Annotated in this window: 4 protein-coding genes; 1 reads left to right on the forward strand and 3 read right to left on the reverse strand. The window is 36.2% G+C overall.

The window, feature by feature from the left end:
• Nucleotides 1–52: 52 nt before the first annotated feature.
• On the forward strand, nucleotides 53–421 hold the full coding sequence (locus MUN68_RS09905) for a hypothetical protein (protein WP_272792358.1): 369 nt from the start codon (nucleotides 53–55) through the stop codon (nucleotides 419–421).
• Nucleotides 422–741: 320 nt separating this feature from the next.
• Here MUN68_RS09905 and MUN68_RS09910 read toward each other — a convergent pair whose 3' ends face one another.
• The 3 genes from MUN68_RS09910 to hutH all read right to left on the reverse strand — a co-directional run bounded on the left by MUN68_RS09910 (nucleotide 742) and on the right by hutH (nucleotide 20,656).
• On the reverse strand, nucleotides 742–8,841 hold the full coding sequence (locus MUN68_RS09910) for a T9SS type A sorting domain-containing protein (RefSeq protein WP_272792359.1): 8,100 nt from the start codon (nucleotides 8,839–8,841) through the stop codon (nucleotides 742–744).
• A gap of 810 nt (nucleotides 8,842–9,651) precedes the next feature.
• Nucleotides 9,652–18,747: a T9SS type A sorting domain-containing protein gene (locus tag MUN68_RS09915; protein ID WP_272792360.1), complete on the reverse strand. Its 9,096-nt coding sequence runs from the start codon at nucleotides 18,745–18,747 to the stop codon at nucleotides 9,652–9,654.
• Nucleotides 18,748–19,144: 397 nt separating this feature from the next.
• Nucleotides 19,145–20,656 carry a histidine ammonia-lyase gene (gene hutH / locus MUN68_RS09920; protein WP_249996716.1) on the reverse strand — a complete coding sequence of 504 codons (1,512 nt, stop codon included), beginning with the start codon at nucleotides 20,654–20,656 and terminating at the stop codon, nucleotides 19,145–19,147.
• Nucleotides 20,657–20,670: the final 14 nt, after the last annotated feature.

The raw sequence follows: 20,670 nt of genomic DNA on the forward strand, positions 1-20,670 counted from the left end.
AATTTCAAGACGTTTTTTTTGCTTTCCATCGTAGTAATTACTAATTTTAGATGTGACTGATGTATTAAAATATGATTTTTGTACCATGCATATTTACGATTACTATATGATAGTAGTTATAAATGAAGGCATTACTGTTACAACTACGCACAACGATGTATTATTAAATGTTGCTGATACCTATTATAAAAATAAACCTTTTGTTTATATCACTCATCGCTTACATTCTTATTCAGTAGATCCTGCCATTTATAAAGAAACTTCTAAAATTAAAAATCTAGCAGGATTTTGTGTAGTTTCCGCAGATTATAAAGCTAAACGCAATGCTGAAATTGAAAAGCTCTTTTTAAATAAACCTTTTGAAATTCTTGATACTATTGAAGAAGCTACTATTTGGGCTAATACAGTCCTTTCTATTTAATGGTATTCCTATAAAAGCATCTTTCTTTATTTTTAACAACTATAAATTACACTTTAAATCAACCATCTGTCAAATTAATTGTAATTGAAACCTTTTAAAATAAAAGTCATTTTTATTTATTTTAGGCTCATAACAATCTTACCATTTAATGATATCAATATTTTAATTCAACAAGATATCTCGTTTCTCATGCTTCGTTCTGTCGATGTGACAAAACACATATTTCAAATCTCAAAATAATGCATACAAAAAGGCAGCTATTTCTAGCTGCCTTTTATATATACCCTTAGGGAATTCCCTAATTATTTAAATCTAATTTACTATTTCCCTGAAGATACTAACTTCTTAGTAACTGAACCTTGATTTGTCGTTAACTTCACATAGAAGACTTGATTAGAAGTTCTTGATAGATCTAATTTAGTTCTACCTGTGGAACCTGCAACATATCTAGTGTTTGTTTCAGTTAATACTAATAAACCTTTAGTATCAAAGAACTCAATAGTTACGTCTGTTCTGTAATCAAACTCATATGTAAGTGTTACCTCATTATCAAATGGTACTGGGAACGCTTTGAAATCAATTTTAGATTCTTCTTTTGAACCAGTTAATGATAGTGGTCTAACATCGCTATTAGAACCTACAGTATAACTAGAATTTCTAGCAGATGGTTCATTATCAATTACCCAAGTATAAACGACATCACAAGTATCTTCATTACCACAATCATCTGTAGCAGTAAATGTTCTTGTTTTAGTATACTCTGTATAATCTAACTCTGCGAATCCACAATCAACAAAGATTGAATCACATCTACTTGAGTTAATATCCCAATCTGCTGGATCACAAGAAGGTGCATTATCAGACGAAGGTGAGAACCATATATTTGATAAGAACACTCCATTCTGATACTCTTCTGTTATCCAAGTACTTGTAGACGAATCGTAAATCAATTCATATGTCAATTCTGGAGCATCATCTCTTGTACCAGTTGCATACTCTGCAATACCATCTCCATTGAATCCTGTTCTTACAAAATTAACTACGGCAAATAAAACGCCATCTTCAATACAACCTATACTCAATTCAGTTGACTCTCCAAAGTACTGTTCTGAACTATCAACATCTGAATATGTTTCAGTTGTTCCTCCTGCATTTCCTTCATCACTGTAAGGTGCTGAAGTTGCAAATGCTGTTGGTGCTGTTTGTACAATACCAAAGTCTTCATCTGCTGGACACTCTAATACTGGTGCAACATCATCACAAGCTTGACCGATAGTCCAAGTGTAAGTAGTCTCACATTCACCAATATTTCCACATCCATCATCTGCTGTAAATGTACGTACTAATGTGTAAGTCGTTGTGCTTGAGTATTCAGGACACTCTAAAGTAAATGCTTTATTATGACCATCTTGCTCTTCAAAGTACCATGCATCAGCATCACATGTTTCAAATGCATCTGCACTTGCTGTTCCTGCTACGAATGGTCCATTTCCGAAATCTTGCATAACTTCATACTGCCCACTACCTGAATTATAAATAACTTCGAAAGTACCATACTGTGGTGATGGGTTTCCGTTAGTTGTTATAGATCCTGCATAATATGGTTTATCATTTTGAGTACCTGCTGGTTGACCTCCCAATGTTAGCACATAGCCTGCTTCAAAAGTAAACACATAATCACCTTCTACATATGCAACTTCTCCTTGCTCTTCAGTAAGTACATCTGTATAATCAGCCGTTTCACCATTACCTTGACAGTTATCTGTCCAAGTTGCTTTATCAATAAAGTCTGGTGTTTCAGTTACAGTACCAAAGTCTTCACCTGCTGGGCAAGTTAATTCTGGTGCTGTTGTATCATTTATAATAAATGTACATACTAATGGATCTGCTGATTTGTTTCCACAACTATCCTCTACATCAAATGTAACTGTTAATGTCGTTGAACAATCTGATTTAGATTCCTCTAATCCGATTACAGTAAATGTTAAGTCTTCAACTGCAGTACAGTTATCAGTATAACATCCGTAAATTGATCCTATTGCTCCTGCTGGAATTCCTCCTACAGTCCATTCTGAATCTACTGATATTACATCTCCATCTACCAGAGAAAGACTTGCATCTTCTGGACAAGCTAAGCCATCCCAATCACTAGTATTAAGAACCATAACTTCATCTGTACACTGACCAGTAGCCATTGGACCTTCAGAATCACCTCCTTGGTAGTTCACTTTGAATGTAGGGTAAACATTACCACAATCATCTTTAACGATGTATTCAAATACTCGTATCCACTCACAATCTGATCCTATAGCTAATTTTTCAATCTTAGTTACATTATCTGCTGTAATATCTGTACAGTTATCTGAGAATAATGCTGCTATATCTTCTTCTGTTGGTTCTCCCAAATCAGAATCTTTACATGCATTTACTGTATTCTCTCCCATTGGAATCTCTCCATCTAATTCTGGAGCCATTGTATCTGCACCACTGTTTACAATTACTAAGTTTGGTAATTTGTTTCCACAAGTATCTTTAATCTCATACTCGTAAGTAGCAGTCCATCCACAATCATCTCCTTGAATATTAGGCTCAAATGGCGTAACCATTACATCTCCACAGTTATCTGTATAAGCATCCTGAATAGCTCCTAAATCTGGCGCTCCTGGATTTTCGCTTAAACACTGTAAGCCTGTAACACCTTCTGGTAAGTTTCCTACCAATTCTGGTGCAGACTTATCTCCACCGTTATGGTAAATTTTAACTGGTGCTGCATAGTTTCCACAGTCATCAACAATTGTATATCTGTATAATACTGCCCATAAGCAATCTGTATTCTCCTCTGGAGATGTGATTACTAAGGTTGCATTTACATTTCCACAGTTATCTGTAAATAAGGCTTCAATCTCCTCCTCTGTTGGTGGAGCTGGTGCTCCTGATAAACATGCGTTTACATCTGATAATCCTTGAGGCAACTCTCCTACTAATATTGGAGCTGTTTCATCAATTACTGTGATTGTTTGTTTTGATGTTATCTCTACGCCACAAGAAACATATGAGAAATGAACTTCAAATGTTCCACAGCTTCCTGTAAATTCATCAGCAACTCCTTGAACCTCTCCATTTATTCCACATGTTCCATCAATACCATTGCTGTAGCCTAAGAATTCTGGCTCATAACTTGCTAAATCCTCACATGCAATACTAACGGATTCGATTGAATCGAATACTGGTGCTGGTGCTGGATTTACTTCTATATCAATCGGACCTGCACTTAATGGACGTCCACATACGTCATATCCTGACCAAGTTACAGTTAACTTTCCACCACATGCATCGTAATCTGGTACGATTGTAGCTTCTAATTCTCCTGAGATATTACATGTTCCTTCTAAACCATTTGTATAGCTTGCATTTGCTGCCATATAACCTGCGGCATCTACACAATCAATACTAGCTGGAAGTAATGGTGTTGTTACACTTGCTTCTGGTGCTGGGTTAACAATGATCTCAATTGGACCTGCACTTAATGGACGTTGACATTCGTCATATCCTGACCAAGTTACAGTTAATTTTCCTCCACATGACGTATAATCTGGTACGATAGTAGCTTCTAATTCTCCTGAGATATTACATGTTCCTTCTAAACCATTTGTATAGCTTGCATTTGCTGCCATATAACCTGCTGCATCTGAACAATCAATACTAGCTGGAAGTTCTGGTGTTGTTACACTTGCTTCTGGTGCTGGATTAACGATGATCTCAATTGGACCTGCACTTAATGGACGTTGACATTCGTCATATCCTGACCAAGTTACAGTTAACTTTCCTCCACATGACGTATAATCTGGTACGATAGTAGCTTCTAATTCTCCTGAGATATTACATGTTCCTTCTAAACCATTTGTATAGCTTGCATTTGCTGCCATATAACCTGCTGCATCTGAACAATCAATACTAGTTGGAAGTTCTGGTGTTGTTACACTTGCTTCTGGTGCTGGGTTAACAATGATCTCAATTGGACCTGCACTTAATGGACGTTGACATTCGTCTAAGCCTCTCCAAGTTACAGTTAACTTTCCTCCACATGACGTATAATCTGGTACGATAGTAGCTTCTAATTCTCCTGAGATATTACATGTTCCTTCTAAACCATTTGTATAGCTTGCATTTGCTGCCATATAACCTGCTGCATCTGAACAATCAATACTAGTTGGAAGTAATGGTGTTGTTACACTTGCTTCTGGTGCTGGGTTAACGATGATCTCAATTGGACCTGCACTTAATGGACGTTGACATTCGTCTAAGCCTCTCCAAGTTACAGTTAATTTTCCTCCACATGACGTATAATCTGGTACGATAGTAGCTTCTAATTCTCCTGAGATATTACATGTTCCTTCTAAACCATTTGTATAGCTTGCATTTGCTGCCATATAACCTGCGGCATCTGAACAATCAATACTAGCTGGAAGTTCTGGTGTTGTTACACTTGCTTCTGGTGCTGGGTTAACGATGATCTCAATTGGACCTGCACTTAATGGACGTTGACATTCATCATATCCTGACCAAGTTACAGTTAATTTTCCTCCACATGACGTATAATCTGGTACGATAGTAGCTTCTAATTCTCCTGAGATATTACATGTTCCTTCTAAACCATTTGTATAGCTTGCATTCGCTGCCATATAACCTGCGGCATCTGAACAATCAATACTAGTTGGAAGTTCTGGTGTTGTTACACTTGCTTCTGGTGCTGGATTAACGATGATCTCAATTGGACCTGCACTTAATGGACGTTGACATTCGTCATATCCTCTCCAAGTTACAGTTAATTTTCCTCCACATGACGTATAATCTGGTACGATAGTAGCTTCTAATTCTCCTGAGATATTACATGTTCCTTCTAAACCATTTGTATAGCTTGCATTTGCTGCCATATAACCTGCTGCATCTGAACAATCAATACTAGTTGGAAGTTCTGGTGTTGTTACACTTGCTTCTGGTGCTGGATTAACGATGATCTCAATTGGACCTGCACTTAATGGATTTTGACATACGTCATATCCTGACCAAGTTACGGTTAGCTTTCCTCCACATACAGTATAATCTGGTACGATAGTAGCTTCTAATTCTCCTGAAATCTCACATAAACCTGTTAAGCCATTTGTATAGCTTGCGTTTGCTGCCATATATCCTGCTGCATCTGAACAATCAATACTAGCTGGAAGTTCTGGTGTTGTTACACTTGCTTCTGGTGCTGGCAAAACTGTAATTGTTTTTCTGTATTCGATTTCTCGTCCACAATCATCTACAAATTTCCAGTCTACATATAAAGTTCCTCCACATGCATCATAGCTTCCTGTTTTTACTCCTGGTACATCTCCATTGATTCCACAAGTTCCTTCTAAACCATTACTATATGCTAAATTAGTAACGATATAATCGTCTGCTAAATCACATGTTACATTGATATTTGGTAAAGGATTTATAAATTCAGCCATTGGTGCTGGATCTACTGATATCGTTTGTGAAGCACTTAATGCACGTCCACAAACATCTTCTCCTGACCATGTTACTGTGATTTCTCCGCCACACTCATCAAAATTATTCGTTTGAGTTGGCTCTAAATATCCTGAAATATTACATGTACCTTCTAATCCATTTGTATAATACAATGAGTCTGCTTGATAAGAATCTGCATCTGAACAACTTAACATCTCATCCTCTAATGTATCTAACGTTGCCTCTGGTGCTGGACCTACTTTTAATTGCTTTCTTGCTGTAATTGTTCGTCCACATTGATCTGTATAAGTCCAATCTACAAACAATAAACCTCCACATGAGTTAAACTCTCCACTTAATACTCCGTCTACTGAACCATTAATTCCACATTCACCTTCTAAACCATTAGAATATGATAATAATCCTGCTTCATAATTTGCTGCTTCTGAACATGTAATATCTTCGTGTTCTGTTTCTTCGAAACTAGCCTCTGGCGCTGGTGTAACATTGATTACAAATGGTCCTGCCATCAAATCTCTATCACAAGCATCTTTAGTTAAATAATTAACAGTAATTGTTCCTCCGCAAAGGTCATAGTTAAAATCTACATCAGCATTAATAGCACCTGTTAATCCACAAGCAGTACCATCTAAACCATTACTATAAGTAGCATCCGCAGCTGTAAAGTTTGCTGCTTCTGAACACATAATATCTGATGGGAATTCTGGAACTGACACTGTAGGTTGTGGTGCTGGAATTACAATAATTTCAAATGGACCTGCATTTAGTGGACGTCCACATGCATCTTCTCCTGAATATGAAACTGTAATAAATCCACCACAATTTCCATAACTATTCTGTACTGTTGCTTCAAGTTCTCCTGAAATATTACAAGTACCATCTAATCCATTTGTATATGTTGCGTTTGCCGCATTGAAAGCATTAGCTTCTTCACAAGACAGTGATTCAGCAAACTCTGGAGTAGTTACACTAGCTTCTGGAGCTGGTAATACATTAATATCTACTGTTGCGCTTAATGGGTTTCCACAAGCATCTTCTCCTGTCCAAGTTATTGTGATTTTTCCGCCACATGAATCAAAATCATTTACTTGTTCTGGGTTTACTGATCCATCTAAACTACAATCTCCTTCTAAGCCATTTGAATAATTTAATGCTGCTGCTACATAACCGGATGCATCTGAACATGATAATTCTGACTCAACATCAATAGCTTCAAACTCTGCCGCTGGTGCTGGTAAGACTACGATATCTACTAATGTACTTAATGGATTACCACATGTATCTTCTCCGATATAGTTTACTGTGATTTTTCCGCCACAAGCATCAAATAAATTCTTTTGAATTGGTGCTATTGAACCATTTATACTACAATCTCCTTCTAAGCCATTACTATAGCCTAATGATCCTGCAACATATGAGGATGCTTCCTCACAACTTAATGGTGTATTATCTGTTGCGTCTAATGTCGCTGCTGGTGCTGGTGTTACGGTATAAACCTTCTCCGCGTTTATTGTTCGTCCACAGTCATCTGAATACGTCCAGTTTACAGTAATATCTCCTCCACAAAGTGTAAAGTTTGGTGTTACTGTTCCTGATACTGATCCTTGAATTGAACATGCACTTTTTGATATACCATTGCTATATAATAAATCTTCTGCTTGGAAGTTAAATGCTGCTTCACATGAAATTGTCTCTGGTGAAACTGGTGCAAATTCTGCCATTGGTGCTGGTAACACAACTATTGTTTGAGTACCTACAACGGCCATGTTTCCACATAGATCCATTGCTGACCATGTTCTTACTAATTCTCCGCCTTCACAAGCTAATCCTAGATTATCATAATTCTCATTAAGAATTACTTCAACATTTGCTGTACAGTTATCTGTTGCTGTAACATTAGCTGCTGCTGGTATTAAATCTATACATGATACTTCTGTATTTGCTGGAACGCCACTTAATACTGGTGCTTCTGAATCACCTCCCATGTACTCAATAAAGATTGGCTCTGCAAAGTTCCCACAGTCATCTTGAATTGTATACTCAAATGCTGATAACCATTTACAATCATCATTACCTTTTTCTGTCGTTAATGTTTTTGTTACCGTTACTGTTCCGCAATTATCCCAATATAAGGCTGCTATTTCTGCTTCTGTTGGACCTAATGGTTTCTGATCATAACATAAGTTTAAACCATTCATTCCTGTTGGAACTTCTGATCCTTTATTTAATTGTGGCGCTTGAGTATCGCCTCCACTATAATGAATATCTAAATCCGCTAACATGTTACCACAAGTATCCATAATTGTATACTTGTAATTTGCTGTCCATGAACAATCATCGCCTTGAGGGGAACCAAACTTCTCTACTAGAACTTCTCCACAGTTATCTGTGTAAAGACCTGCTATTGTTGATAATTTTGGACCGCTTGGTGCTTGATTAAAACATAAGTTTAAACCTGTTGCTCCACTTGGAACTTGAGCGCCTTCATTTAATAATGGAGGTGTTCTATCTCCTCCTGTATAAGGAATCTTTATCTCGCCTTCGAATGAACCACACTTTATAGAGTAAGTGTATTCAACTGTCCAATCACAATCATTACCTGACATGATTGATGACTTGATAACTTCTGCTGGAGTGTCGCCACATTGATTTAAATACAAGTTCGCTACATCTGCCTCACTTGGTCCTGCTGGTGCCTCGTCTTGACAGCCTTCGATGAAAGATCTTCTCTCTAACGATTGTGCTGCGACTGTACTTATACTAAACCCAAAAAGCATCACAAAGGCAAACGCCTTCATAACTCTTGTTTGATTTGTAATAAGATCAAGGCTACAACACGATAAATTTGTGATAGACTGCCAGATTTTGGCGCGACCACCACTTCGGGTAAAATTGCTCATAAACATAGAATTTGGTTTTAAATTAAAATTATTTTAACATTTATATTTGACTACATTTCTGTAATCTGATATAACCTAAAGCTAGTTTTAGCTTAGGCAATAGGTTTGCTTTAAATGAGTAAAATTAACATACGAAATATCGCAAGGTCAAATCACTCTAGTCTTGAATACATTACATATTCAAAAATCAATAAATGTGCTAATAATCAATTGTTGTGCTATCAAACAATTTTATGGTAAGGACATGAAAAATAATTGCTATAATTCTACTTTTCATGTAGTTAAAATGAATAAAACTCACCTTAACTTGATTCCAAAAATATATTATAGAAAGTTTGCTTCCAAATAAATTTATTGTTTTTTCTTACATTAAACAGTTCAACTTTTCTTTTATGCATTTGGTCGGAAACTAATTGATTCAGTATGTAAAAATCGTCGATAAAAAGCATAGTGATTTTCGTCTTTTTATAAAAAATACTCAAATAAAAATTGAAATACTTAAAAATCAAAAACGATTTAAACTAAAAATTTTAATGCTATTTTTTCTCATTTACTACTCTTTAAAATCATAGAATTTATATCAATCTGATACAACCCAAACAATATTATTCACAATACAATAAAAAATAATTAAAACTAGCATCGTCATTATTTATTAATATAAGATATCTCGTTTCTCATGCTTCGTTCTGTCGATGTGACAAAACACATATTTCAAATCTCAAAATAATGCATACAAAAAGGCAGCTATTTCTAGCTGCCTTTTATATATACCCTTAGGGAATTCCCTAATTATTTAAATCTAATTTACTATTTCCCTGAAGATACTAACTTCTTAGTAACTGAACCTTGATTTGTCGTTAACTTCACATAGAAGACTTGATTAGAAGTTCTTGATAGATCTAATTTAGTTCTACCTGTGGAACCTGCAACATATCTAGTGTTTGTTTCAGTTAATACTAATAAACCTTTAGTATCAAAGAACTCAATAGTTACGTCTGTTCTGTAATCAAACTCATATGTAAGTGTTACCTCATTATCAAATGGTACTGGGAACGCTTTGAAATCAATTTTAGATTCTTCTTTTGAACCAGTTAATGATAGTGGTCTAACATCGCTATTAGAACCTACAGTATAACTAGAATTTCTAGCAGATGGTTCATTATCAATTACCCAAGTATAAACGACATCACAAGTATCTTCATTACCACAATCATCTGTAGCAGTAAATGTTCTTGTTTTAGTATACTCTGTATAATCTAACTCTGCGAATCCACAATCAACAAAGATTGAATCACATCTACTTGAGTTAATATCCCAATCTGCTGGATCACAAGAAGGTGCATTATCAGACGAAGGTGAGAACCATATATTTGATAAGAACACTCCATTCTGATACTCTTCTGTTATCCAAGTACTTGTAGACGAATCGTAAATCAATTCATATGTCAATTCTGGAGCATCATCTCTTGTACCAGTTGCATACTCTGCAATACCATCTCCATTGAATCCTGTTCTTACAAAATTAACTACGGCAAATAAAACGCCATCTTCAATACAACCTATACTCAATTCAGTTGACTCTCCAAAGTACTGTTCTGAACTATCAACATCTGAATATGTTTCAGTTGTTCCTCCTGCATTTCCTTCATCACTGTAAGGTGCTGAAGTTGCAAATGCTGTTGGTGCTGTTTGTACAATACCAAAGTCTTCATCTGCTGGACACTCTAATACTGGTGCAACATCATCACAAGCTTGACCGATAGTCCAAGTGTAAGTAGTCTCACATTCACCAATATTTCCACATCCATCATCTGCTGTAAATGTACGTACTAATGTGTACTCTTCAACACTTCCAGATTCACATATTACATCAAGAATTGAGCAATCAGGATGAACATCAGTCCAATCGGAAGAATTACAAGAAGGTTCAAATGTATTTACATAACTTACAGCAATAATTGCAGCATTGCTTACAAGTCTTAACTCCCATCTATTATTTCCTGAATTAAAGATTAAAGAATATGGTTCTGTATTAACTTGACCTTGATACTCATTAACACTCACGTCATAAAGATTATATCCATCTATATCAGTACCAATAGCATCTTCGAAATTAATTAGGAATGAATTTCCAACATAAAAACAATCAAATGTAATTCCACTTACACCATTTCCTGATGTACTTGTACTAGATGAAATCACATCTGTATAATCAGCCGTTTCACCATTACCTTGACAGTTATCTGTCCAAGTTGCTTTATCAATAAAGTCTGGTGTTTCAGTTACAGTACCAAAGTCTTCACCTGCTGGGCAAGTTAATTCTGGTGCTGTTGTATCATTTATAATAAATGTACATACTAATGGATCTGCTGATTTGTTTCCACAACTATCCTCTACATCAAATGTAACTGTTAATGTCGTTGAACAATCTGATTTAGATTCCTCTAATCCGATTACAGTAAATGTTAAGTCTTCAACTGCAGTACAGTTATCAGTATAACATCCGTAAATTGATCCTATTGCTCCTGCTGGAATTCCTCCTACAGTCCATTCTGAATCTACTGATATTACATCTCCATCTACCAGAGAAAGACTTGCATCTTCTGGACAAGCTAAGCCATCCCAATCACTAGTATTAAGAACCATAACTTCATCTGTACACTGACCAGTAGCCATTGGACCTTCAGAATCACCTCCTTGGTAGTTCACTTTGAATGTAGGGTAAACATTACCACAATCATCTTTAACGATGTATTCAAATACTCGTATCCACTCACAATCTGATCCTATAGCTAATTTTTCAATCTTAGTTACATTATCTGCTGTAATATCTGTACAGTTATCTGAGAATAATGCTGCTATATCTTCTTCTGTTGGTTCTCCCAAATCAGAATCTTTACATGCATTTACTGTATTCTCTCCCATTGGAATCTCTCCATCTAATTCTGGAGCCATTGTATCTGCACCACTGTTTACAATTACTAAGTTTGGTAATTTGTTTCCACAAGTATCTTTAATCTCATACTCGTAAGTAGCAGTCCATCCACAATCATCTCCTTGAATATTAGGCTCAAATGGCGTAACCATTACATCTCCACAGTTATCTGTATAAGCATCCTGAATAGCTCCTAAATCTGGCGCTCCTGGATTTTCGCTTAAACACTGTAAGCCTGTAACACCTTCTGGTAAGTTTCCTACCAATTCTGGTGCAGACTTATCTCCACCGTTATGGTAAATTTTAACTGGTGCTGCATAGTTTCCACAGTCATCAACAATTGTATATCTGTATAATACTGCCCATAAGCAATCTGTATTCTCCTCTGGAGATGTGATTACTAAGGTTGCATTTACATTTCCACAGTTATCTGTAAATAAGGCTTCAATCTCCTCCTCTGTTGGTGGAGCTGGTGCTCCTGATAAACATGCGTTTACATCTGATAATCCTTGAGGCAACTCTCCTACTAATATTGGAGCTGTTTCATCAATTACTGTGATTGTTTGTTTTGATGTTATCTCTACGCCACAAGAAACATATGAGAAATGAACTTCAAATGTTCCACAGCTTCCTGTAAATTCATCAGCAACTCCTTGAACCTCTCCATTTATTCCACATGTTCCATCAATACCATTGCTGTAGCCTAAGAATTCTGGCTCATAACTTGCTAAATCCTCACATGCAATACTAACGGATTCGATTGAATCGAATACTGGTGCTGGTGCTGGATTTACTTCTATATCAATCGGACCTGCACTTAATGGACGTCCACATACGTCATATCCTGACCAAGTTACAGTTAACTTTCCACCACATGCATCGTAATCTGGTACGATTGTAGCTTCTAATTCTCCTGAGATATTACATGTTCCTTCTAAACCATTTGTATAGCTTGCATTTGCTGCCATATAACCTGCGGCATCTACACAATCAATACTAGCTGGAAGTAATGGTGTTGTTACACTTGCTTCTGGTGCTGGGTTAACAATGATCTCAATTGGACCTGCACTTAATGGACGTTGACATTCGTCATATCCTGACCAAGTTACAGTTAATTTTCCTCCACATGACGTATAATCTGGTACGATAGTAGCTTCTAATTCTCCTGAGATATTACATGTTCCTTCTAAACCATTTGTATAGCTTGCATTTGCTGCCATATAACCTGCTGCATCTGAACAATCAATACTAGCTGGAAGTTCTGGTGTTGTTACACTTGCTTCTGGTGCTGGATTAACGATGATCTCAATTGGACCTGCACTTAATGGACGTTGACATTCGTCATATCCTGACCAAGTTACAGTTAACTTTCCTCCACATGACGTATAATCTGGTACGATAGTAGCTTCTAATTCTCCTGAGATATTACATGTTCCTTCTAAACCATTTGTATAGCTTGCATTTGCTGCCATATAACCTGCTGCATCTGAACAATCAATACTAGTTGGAAGTAATGGTGTTGTTACACTTGCTTCTGGTGCTGGGTTAACAATGATCTCAATTGGACCTGCACTTAATGGACGTTGACATTCGTCTAAGCCTCTCCAAGTTACAGTTAACTTTCCTCCACATGACGTATAATCTGGTACGATAGTAGCTTCTAATTCTCCTGAGATATTACATGTTCCTTCTAAACCATTTGTATAGCTTGCATTTGCTGCCATATAACCTGCTGCATCTGAACAATCAATACTAGTTGGAAGTAATGGTGTTGTTACACTTGCTTCTGGTGCTGGGTTAACGATGATCTCAATTGGACCTGCACTTAATGGACGTTGACATTCATCATATCCTGACCAAGTTACAGTTAATTTTCCTCCACATGACGTATAATCTGGTACGATAGTAGCTTCTAATTCTCCTGAGATATTACATGTTCCTTCTAAACCATTTGTATAGCTTGCATTTGCTGCCATATAACCTGCTGCATCTGAACAATCAATACTAGTTGGAAGTTCTGGTGTTGTTACACTAGCTTCTGGTGCTGGGTTAACAATGATCTCAATTGGACCTGCACTTAATGGACGTTGACATTCGTCATATCCTGACCAAGTTACAGTTAATTTTCCTCCACATGACGTATAATCTGGTACGATAGTAGCTTCTAATTCTCCTGAGATATTACATGTTCCTTCTAAACCATTTGTATAGCTTGCATTTGCTGCCATATAACCTGCTGCATCTGAACAATCAATACTAGCTGGAAGTTCTGGTATTGTTACACTTGCTTCTGGTGCTGGATTAACGATGATCTCAATTGGTCCTGCACTTAATGGACGTTGACATTCATCATATCCTCTCCAAGTTACAGTTAATTTTCCTCCACATGACGTATAATCTGGTACGATAGTAGCTTCTAATTCTCCTGAGATATTACATGTTCCTTCTAAACCATTTGTATAGCTTGCATTTGCTGCCATATAACCTGCTGCATCTGAACAATCAATACTAGTTGGAAGTTCTGGTGTTGTTACACTTGCTTCTGGTGCTGGGTTAACAATGATCTCAATTGGACCTGCACTTAATGGACGTTGACATTCGTCTAAGCCTCTCCAAGTTACAGTTAATTTTCCTCCACATGACGTATAATCTGGTACGATAGTAGCTTCTAATTCTCCTGAGATATTACATGTTCCTTCTAAACCATTTGTATAGCTTGCATTTGCTGCCATATAACCTGCTGCATCTGAACAATCAATACTAGCTGGAAGTAATGGTGTTGTTACACTTGCTTCTGGTGCTGGGTTAACAATGATCTCAATTGGACCTGCACTTAATGGACGTTGACATTCGTCATATCCTGACCAAGTTACAGTTAACTTTCCTCCACATGACGTATAATCTGGTACGATAGTAGCTTCTAATTCTCCTGAGATATTACATGTTCCTTCTAAACCATTTGTATAGCTTGCATTTGCTGCCATATAACCTGCTGCATCTGAACAATCAATACTAGCTGGAAGTTCTGGTGTTGTTACACTTGCTTCTGGTGCTGGGTTAACGATGATCTCAATTGGACCTGCACTTAATGGACGTTGACATTCATCATATCCTGACCAAGTTACAGTTAATTTTCCTCCACATGACGTATAATCTGGTACGATAGTAGCTTCTAATTCTCCTGAGATATTACATGTTCCTTCTAAACCATTTGTATAGCTTGCATTCGCTGCCATATAACCTGCGGCATCTGAACAATCAATACTAGTTGGAAGTTCTGGTGTTGTTACACTTGCTTCTGGTGCTGGATTAACGATGATCTCAATTGGACCTGCACTTAATGGACGTTGACATTCGTCATATCCTCTCCAAGTTACAGTTAATTTTCCTCCACATGACGTATAATCTGGTACGATAGTAGCTTCTAATTCTCCTGAGATATTACATGTTCCTTCTAAACCATTTGTATAGCTTGCATTTGCTGCCATATAACCTGCTGCATCTGAACAATCAATACTAGTTGGAAGTTCTGGTGTTGTTACACTTGCTTCTGGTGCTGGATTAACGATGATCTCAATTGGACCTGCACTTAATGGATTTTGACATACGTCATATCCTGACCAAGTTACGGTTAGCTTTCCTCCACATACAGTATAATCTGGTACGATAGTAGCTTCTAATTCTCCTGAAATCTCACATAAACCTGTTAAGCCATTTGTATAGCTTGCGTTTGCTGCCATATATCCTGCTGCATCTGAACAATCAATACTAGCTGGAAGTTCTGGTGTTGTTACACTTGCTTCTGGTGCTGGCAAAACTGTAATTGTTTTTCTGTATTCGATTTCTCGTCCACAATCATCTACAAATTTCCAGTCTACATATAAAGTTCCTCCACATGCATCATAGCTTCCTGTTTTTACTCCTGGTACATCTCCATTGATTCCACAAGTTCCTTCTAAACCATTACTATATGCTAAATTAGTAACGATATAATCGTCTGCTAAATCACATGTTACATTGATATTTGGTAAAGGATTTATAAATTCAGCCATTGGTGCTGGATCTACTGATATCGTTTGTGAAGCACTTAATGCACGTCCACAAACATCTTCTCCTGACCATGTTACTGTGATTTCTCCGCCACACTCATCAAAATTATTCGTTTGAGTTGGCTCTAAATATCCTGAAATATTACATGTACCTTCTAATCCATTTGTATAATACAATGAGTCTGCTTGATAAGAATCTGCATCTGAACAACTTAACATCTCATCCTCTAATGTATCTAACGTTGCCTCTGGTGCTGGACCTACTTTTAATTGCTTTCTTGCTGTAATTGTTCGTCCACATTGATCTGTATAAGTCCAATCTACAAACAATAAACCTCCACATGAGTTAAACTCTCCACTTAATACTCCGTCTACTGAACCATTAATTCCACATTCACCTTCTAAACCATTAGAATATGATAATAATCCTGCTTCATAATTTGCTGCTTCTGAACATGTAATATCTTCGTGTTCTGTTTCTTCGAAACTAGCCTCTGGCGCTGGTGTAACAGTAACAAATTGCTCATAATACAATTCTCTACCACATTCATCAACAAAATCCCAAGTCACTAATAATTCTCCTCCACATATTGTAGAAGTTCCACTTAATACTCCTGTTACTGAACCTGAAATTTCACAAGTTCCTGCTAAACCATTACTATAATTTAATGTGTCTGGCACAAATCCATCAACGTCAACACAAGAAATAACAATATCTCCTGGCCCATCTATTATTTCTGCCATTGGTGCTGGATTAACATCTACATCAAATGGACCTGCGCTTAGTGGGCGACCACAAGCATCTTCTCCATTATATGTAATCGTAATTTTACCACCACATGAATCATATTCTTTAACTACGTTTGCTACTAAAGATCCTGAAATTTCACAATCTCCTGTTAATCCATTAGTATAAGTAGCATCTCCTGCTGTAAAGCTTACTGCATCTGCACAATCAATACTTGTCGGAAGCTCTGGAGTAGTTACACTAGCTTCTGGAGCTGGTAATACATTAATATCTACTGTTGCGCTTAATGGGTTTCCACAAGCATCTTCTCCTGTCCAAGTTATTGTGATTTTTCCGCCACATGAATCAAAATCATTTACTTGTTCTGGGTTTACTGATCCATCTAAACTACAATCTCCTTCTAAGCCATTTGAATAATTTAATGCTGCTGCTACATAACCGGATGCATCTGAACATGATAATTCTGACTCAACATCAATAGCTTCAAACTCTGCCGCTGGTGCTGGTAAGACTACGATATCTACTAATGTACTTAATGGATTACCACATGTATCTTCTCCGATATAGTTTACTGTGATTTTTCCGCCACAAGCATCAAATAAATTCTTTTGAATTGGTGCTATTGAACCATTTATACTACAATCTCCTTCTAAGCCATTACTATAGCCTAATGATCCTGCAACATATGAGGATGCTTCCTCACAACTTAATGGTGTATTATCTGTTGCGTCTAATGTCGCTGCTGGTGCTGGTGTTACGGTATAAACCTTCTCCGCGTTTATTGTTCGTCCACAGTCATCTGAATACGTCCAGTTTACAGTAATATCTCCTCCACAAAGTGTAAAGTTTGGTGTTACTGTTCCTGATACTGATCCTTGAATTGAACATGCACTTTTTGATATACCATTGCTATATAATAAATCTTCTACTTGGAAGTTAAATGCTGCTTCACATGAAATTGTCTCTGGTGAAACTGGTGCAAATTCTGCCATTGGTGCTGGTAACACAACTATTGTTTGAGTACCTACAACGGCCATGTTTCCACATAGATCCATTGCTGACCATGTTCTTACTAATTCTCCGCCTTCACAAGCTAATCCTAGATTATCATAATTCTCATTAAGAATTACTTCAACATTTGCTGTACAGTTATCTGTTGCTGTAACATTAGCTGCTGCTGGTATTAAATCTATACATGATACTTCTGTATTTGCTGGAACGCCACTTAAAACTGGTGCTTCTGAATCACCTCCCATGTACTCAATAAAGATTGGCTCTGCAAAGTTCCCACAGTCATCTTGAATTGTATACTCAAATGCTGATAACCATTTACAATCATCATTACCTTTTTCTGTCGTTAATGTTTTTGTTACCGTTACTGTTCCGCAATTATCCCAATATAAGGCTGCTATTTCTGCTTCTGTTGGACCTAATGGTTTCTGATCATAACATAAGTTTAAACCATTCATTCCTGTTGGAACTTCTGATCCTTTATTTAATTGTGGCGCTTGAGTATCGCCTCCACTATAATGAATATCTAAATCCGCTAACATGTTACCACAAGTATCCATAATTGTATACTTGTAATTTGCTGTCCATGAACAATCATCGCCTTGAGGGGAACCAAACTTCTCTACTAGAACTTCTCCACAGTTATCTGTGTAAAGACCTGCTATTGTTGATAATTTTGGACCGCTTGGTGCTTGATTAAAACATAAGTTTAAACCTGTTGCTCCACTTGGAACTTGAGCGCCTTCATTTAATAATGGAGGTGTTCTATCTCCTCCTGTATAAGGAATCTTTATCTCGCCTTCGAATGAACCACACTTTATAGAGTAAGTGTATTCAACTGTCCAATCACAATCATTACCTGACATGATTGATGACTTGATAACTTCTGCTGGAGTGTCGCCACATTGATTTAAATACAAGTTCGCTACATCTGCCTCACTTGGTCCTGCTGGTGCCTCGTCTTGACAGCCTTCGATGAAAGATCTTCTCTCTAACGATTGTGCTGCGACTGTACTTATACTAAACCCAAAAAGCATCACAAAGGCAAACGCCTTCATAACTCTTGTTTGATTTGTAATAAGATCAAGGCTACAACACGATAAATTTGTGATAGACTGCCAGATTTTGGCGCGACCACCACTTCGGGTAAAATTGCTCATAAACATAATGTTTGGTTTTAAATTAAAATTATCTTAACATTTATTTTGACAACATTTCTGCAGTCTACATAACTAAAGCAACAAGTGCTAAATAATAGGTTTGGGACCAAATTTGAGAAATATTACTTTACATGATAATGTAAAATAAAATCACTCAAAAACTTGAATACATTACATATTCAAAAATCAATAAATGTGCTAATAATCAATTGTTGTGCTATCAAACAATTTTATGGTAAGAACACGAAAAAATAATTGCTATAATTCTATTTTTTTGTGTAGCTAAAATGAACAAAATTCACCTTAGAATAGTTTAAAAATAAAAGATAAAATATTGACTACCAAATAAATTTAACGTTTATTTAAAAATTAAACAGTTGAACAATTTTTTATGCATTTAATCGAAAAGCAATTCATTTTCAATGCAAAAATCGTCGATAAAATGTATTGATAATTTTATCTTTTCATGAAAAACACTATCCTCTTTTACGAATGGAACATGTACTCTGTAACTATTTAATAAAGAATTAATTAATGGTGATGACAACTTAGGATTTCGAAAGTTTAAAGCTTGAGAAGCATTAAGTAATTCTATGCCTAAAATACGTTCCACATTATGGATTAATAAATAAGCTTGAATTGCTGCATTTGCTCCCATACTGACATGATCTTCCTGACCATTACTAGAAACGATACTATCAATACTTGCTGGAGTCGCTAATTGCTTATTTGCGCTTACAATACTTGCAGCAGTATATTGTGGAATCATAAATCCAGAATTTAAACCAGGATTGTCAACTAAAAAAGTTGGCAAGCCTCTTAAGCCAGATACCAATTGATAAATTCTACGTTCAGAAATATTTCCTAATTCTGCCATTGCTATCTTCAAATAATCTAATGCTAATGCTAAAGGTTGTCCATGAAAATTTCCGCCAGAAATAATTTCATCTTCGCCAACAAATACATTTGGGTTATCAGTAACTGAATTGATTTCAGTTATAAAAGTCTTTGTTACAAATGCTAAAGTATCTTTTGTAGCTCCATGAACTTGAGGAATACATCTAAATGAATAAGGATCTTGAACATCTGTTTTTTCTTGATTAATTAATTCACTTCCTTCAAGAAATTCTCTAATCCGTTTTGCAGTTTTAAGTTGACCGTTATGAGGTCTCACTAAATGCACTAATTCGTTAAATGGCTCTATTCTTCCATCGAAAGCATCTAAAGAAATACTTGATATTAAATCTGCCATATAAGACAATTTATACGATTTCAAAAGCAAGTGAATCCCATAAGCACTCATAAACTGAGTTCCGTTAAGTAATGCTAGACCTTCTTTAGATTGTAATATAATTGGATCTAGGTTCAATTCTTTAAGGACAAATTCAGAATCACATATTTTGTCATTAAAATACACCTCTCCTTTTCCTATTAATGGCAATGCCAAATGTGCTAATGGCGCTAAGTCTCCAGATGCTCCTAATGAGCCTTGAGTATAAACTATTGGTAAAATATCATTATTATAAAAATAAACTAAACGCTCTACAGTTTTTACTTGTACACCACTATGACCATAACTGAGAGATTGTATTTTTAAAAGCAACATTAATTTAACAACTTCTTTAGGCACCAAATCTCCTATTCCGCATGCATGAGACATCACAAGATTTTCTTGTAATTGTGTTAAATTATCTTTAGAAATTTTCACATTACATAAGGAACCAAAACCTGTATTAATTCCATAAATAGGATTTTCCTCTTCTTGCATTTTAGTATCAAGATATGCTCTACACTTTGAGATTTTACTGATAGCTTCAGAAGATAATTCAATCTTCATTTGTTGAAAAACGACATCATTAATCGTAGATAAATCTAAAGTTTTAGAAGATATTTTATGGACAGTATTCATTATAATGTATTTGT

The sequence above is a fragment of the Psychroserpens ponticola genome (assembly GCF_023556315.2).
Taxonomy (GTDB): domain Bacteria; phylum Bacteroidota; class Bacteroidia; order Flavobacteriales; family Flavobacteriaceae; genus Psychroserpens; species Psychroserpens ponticola.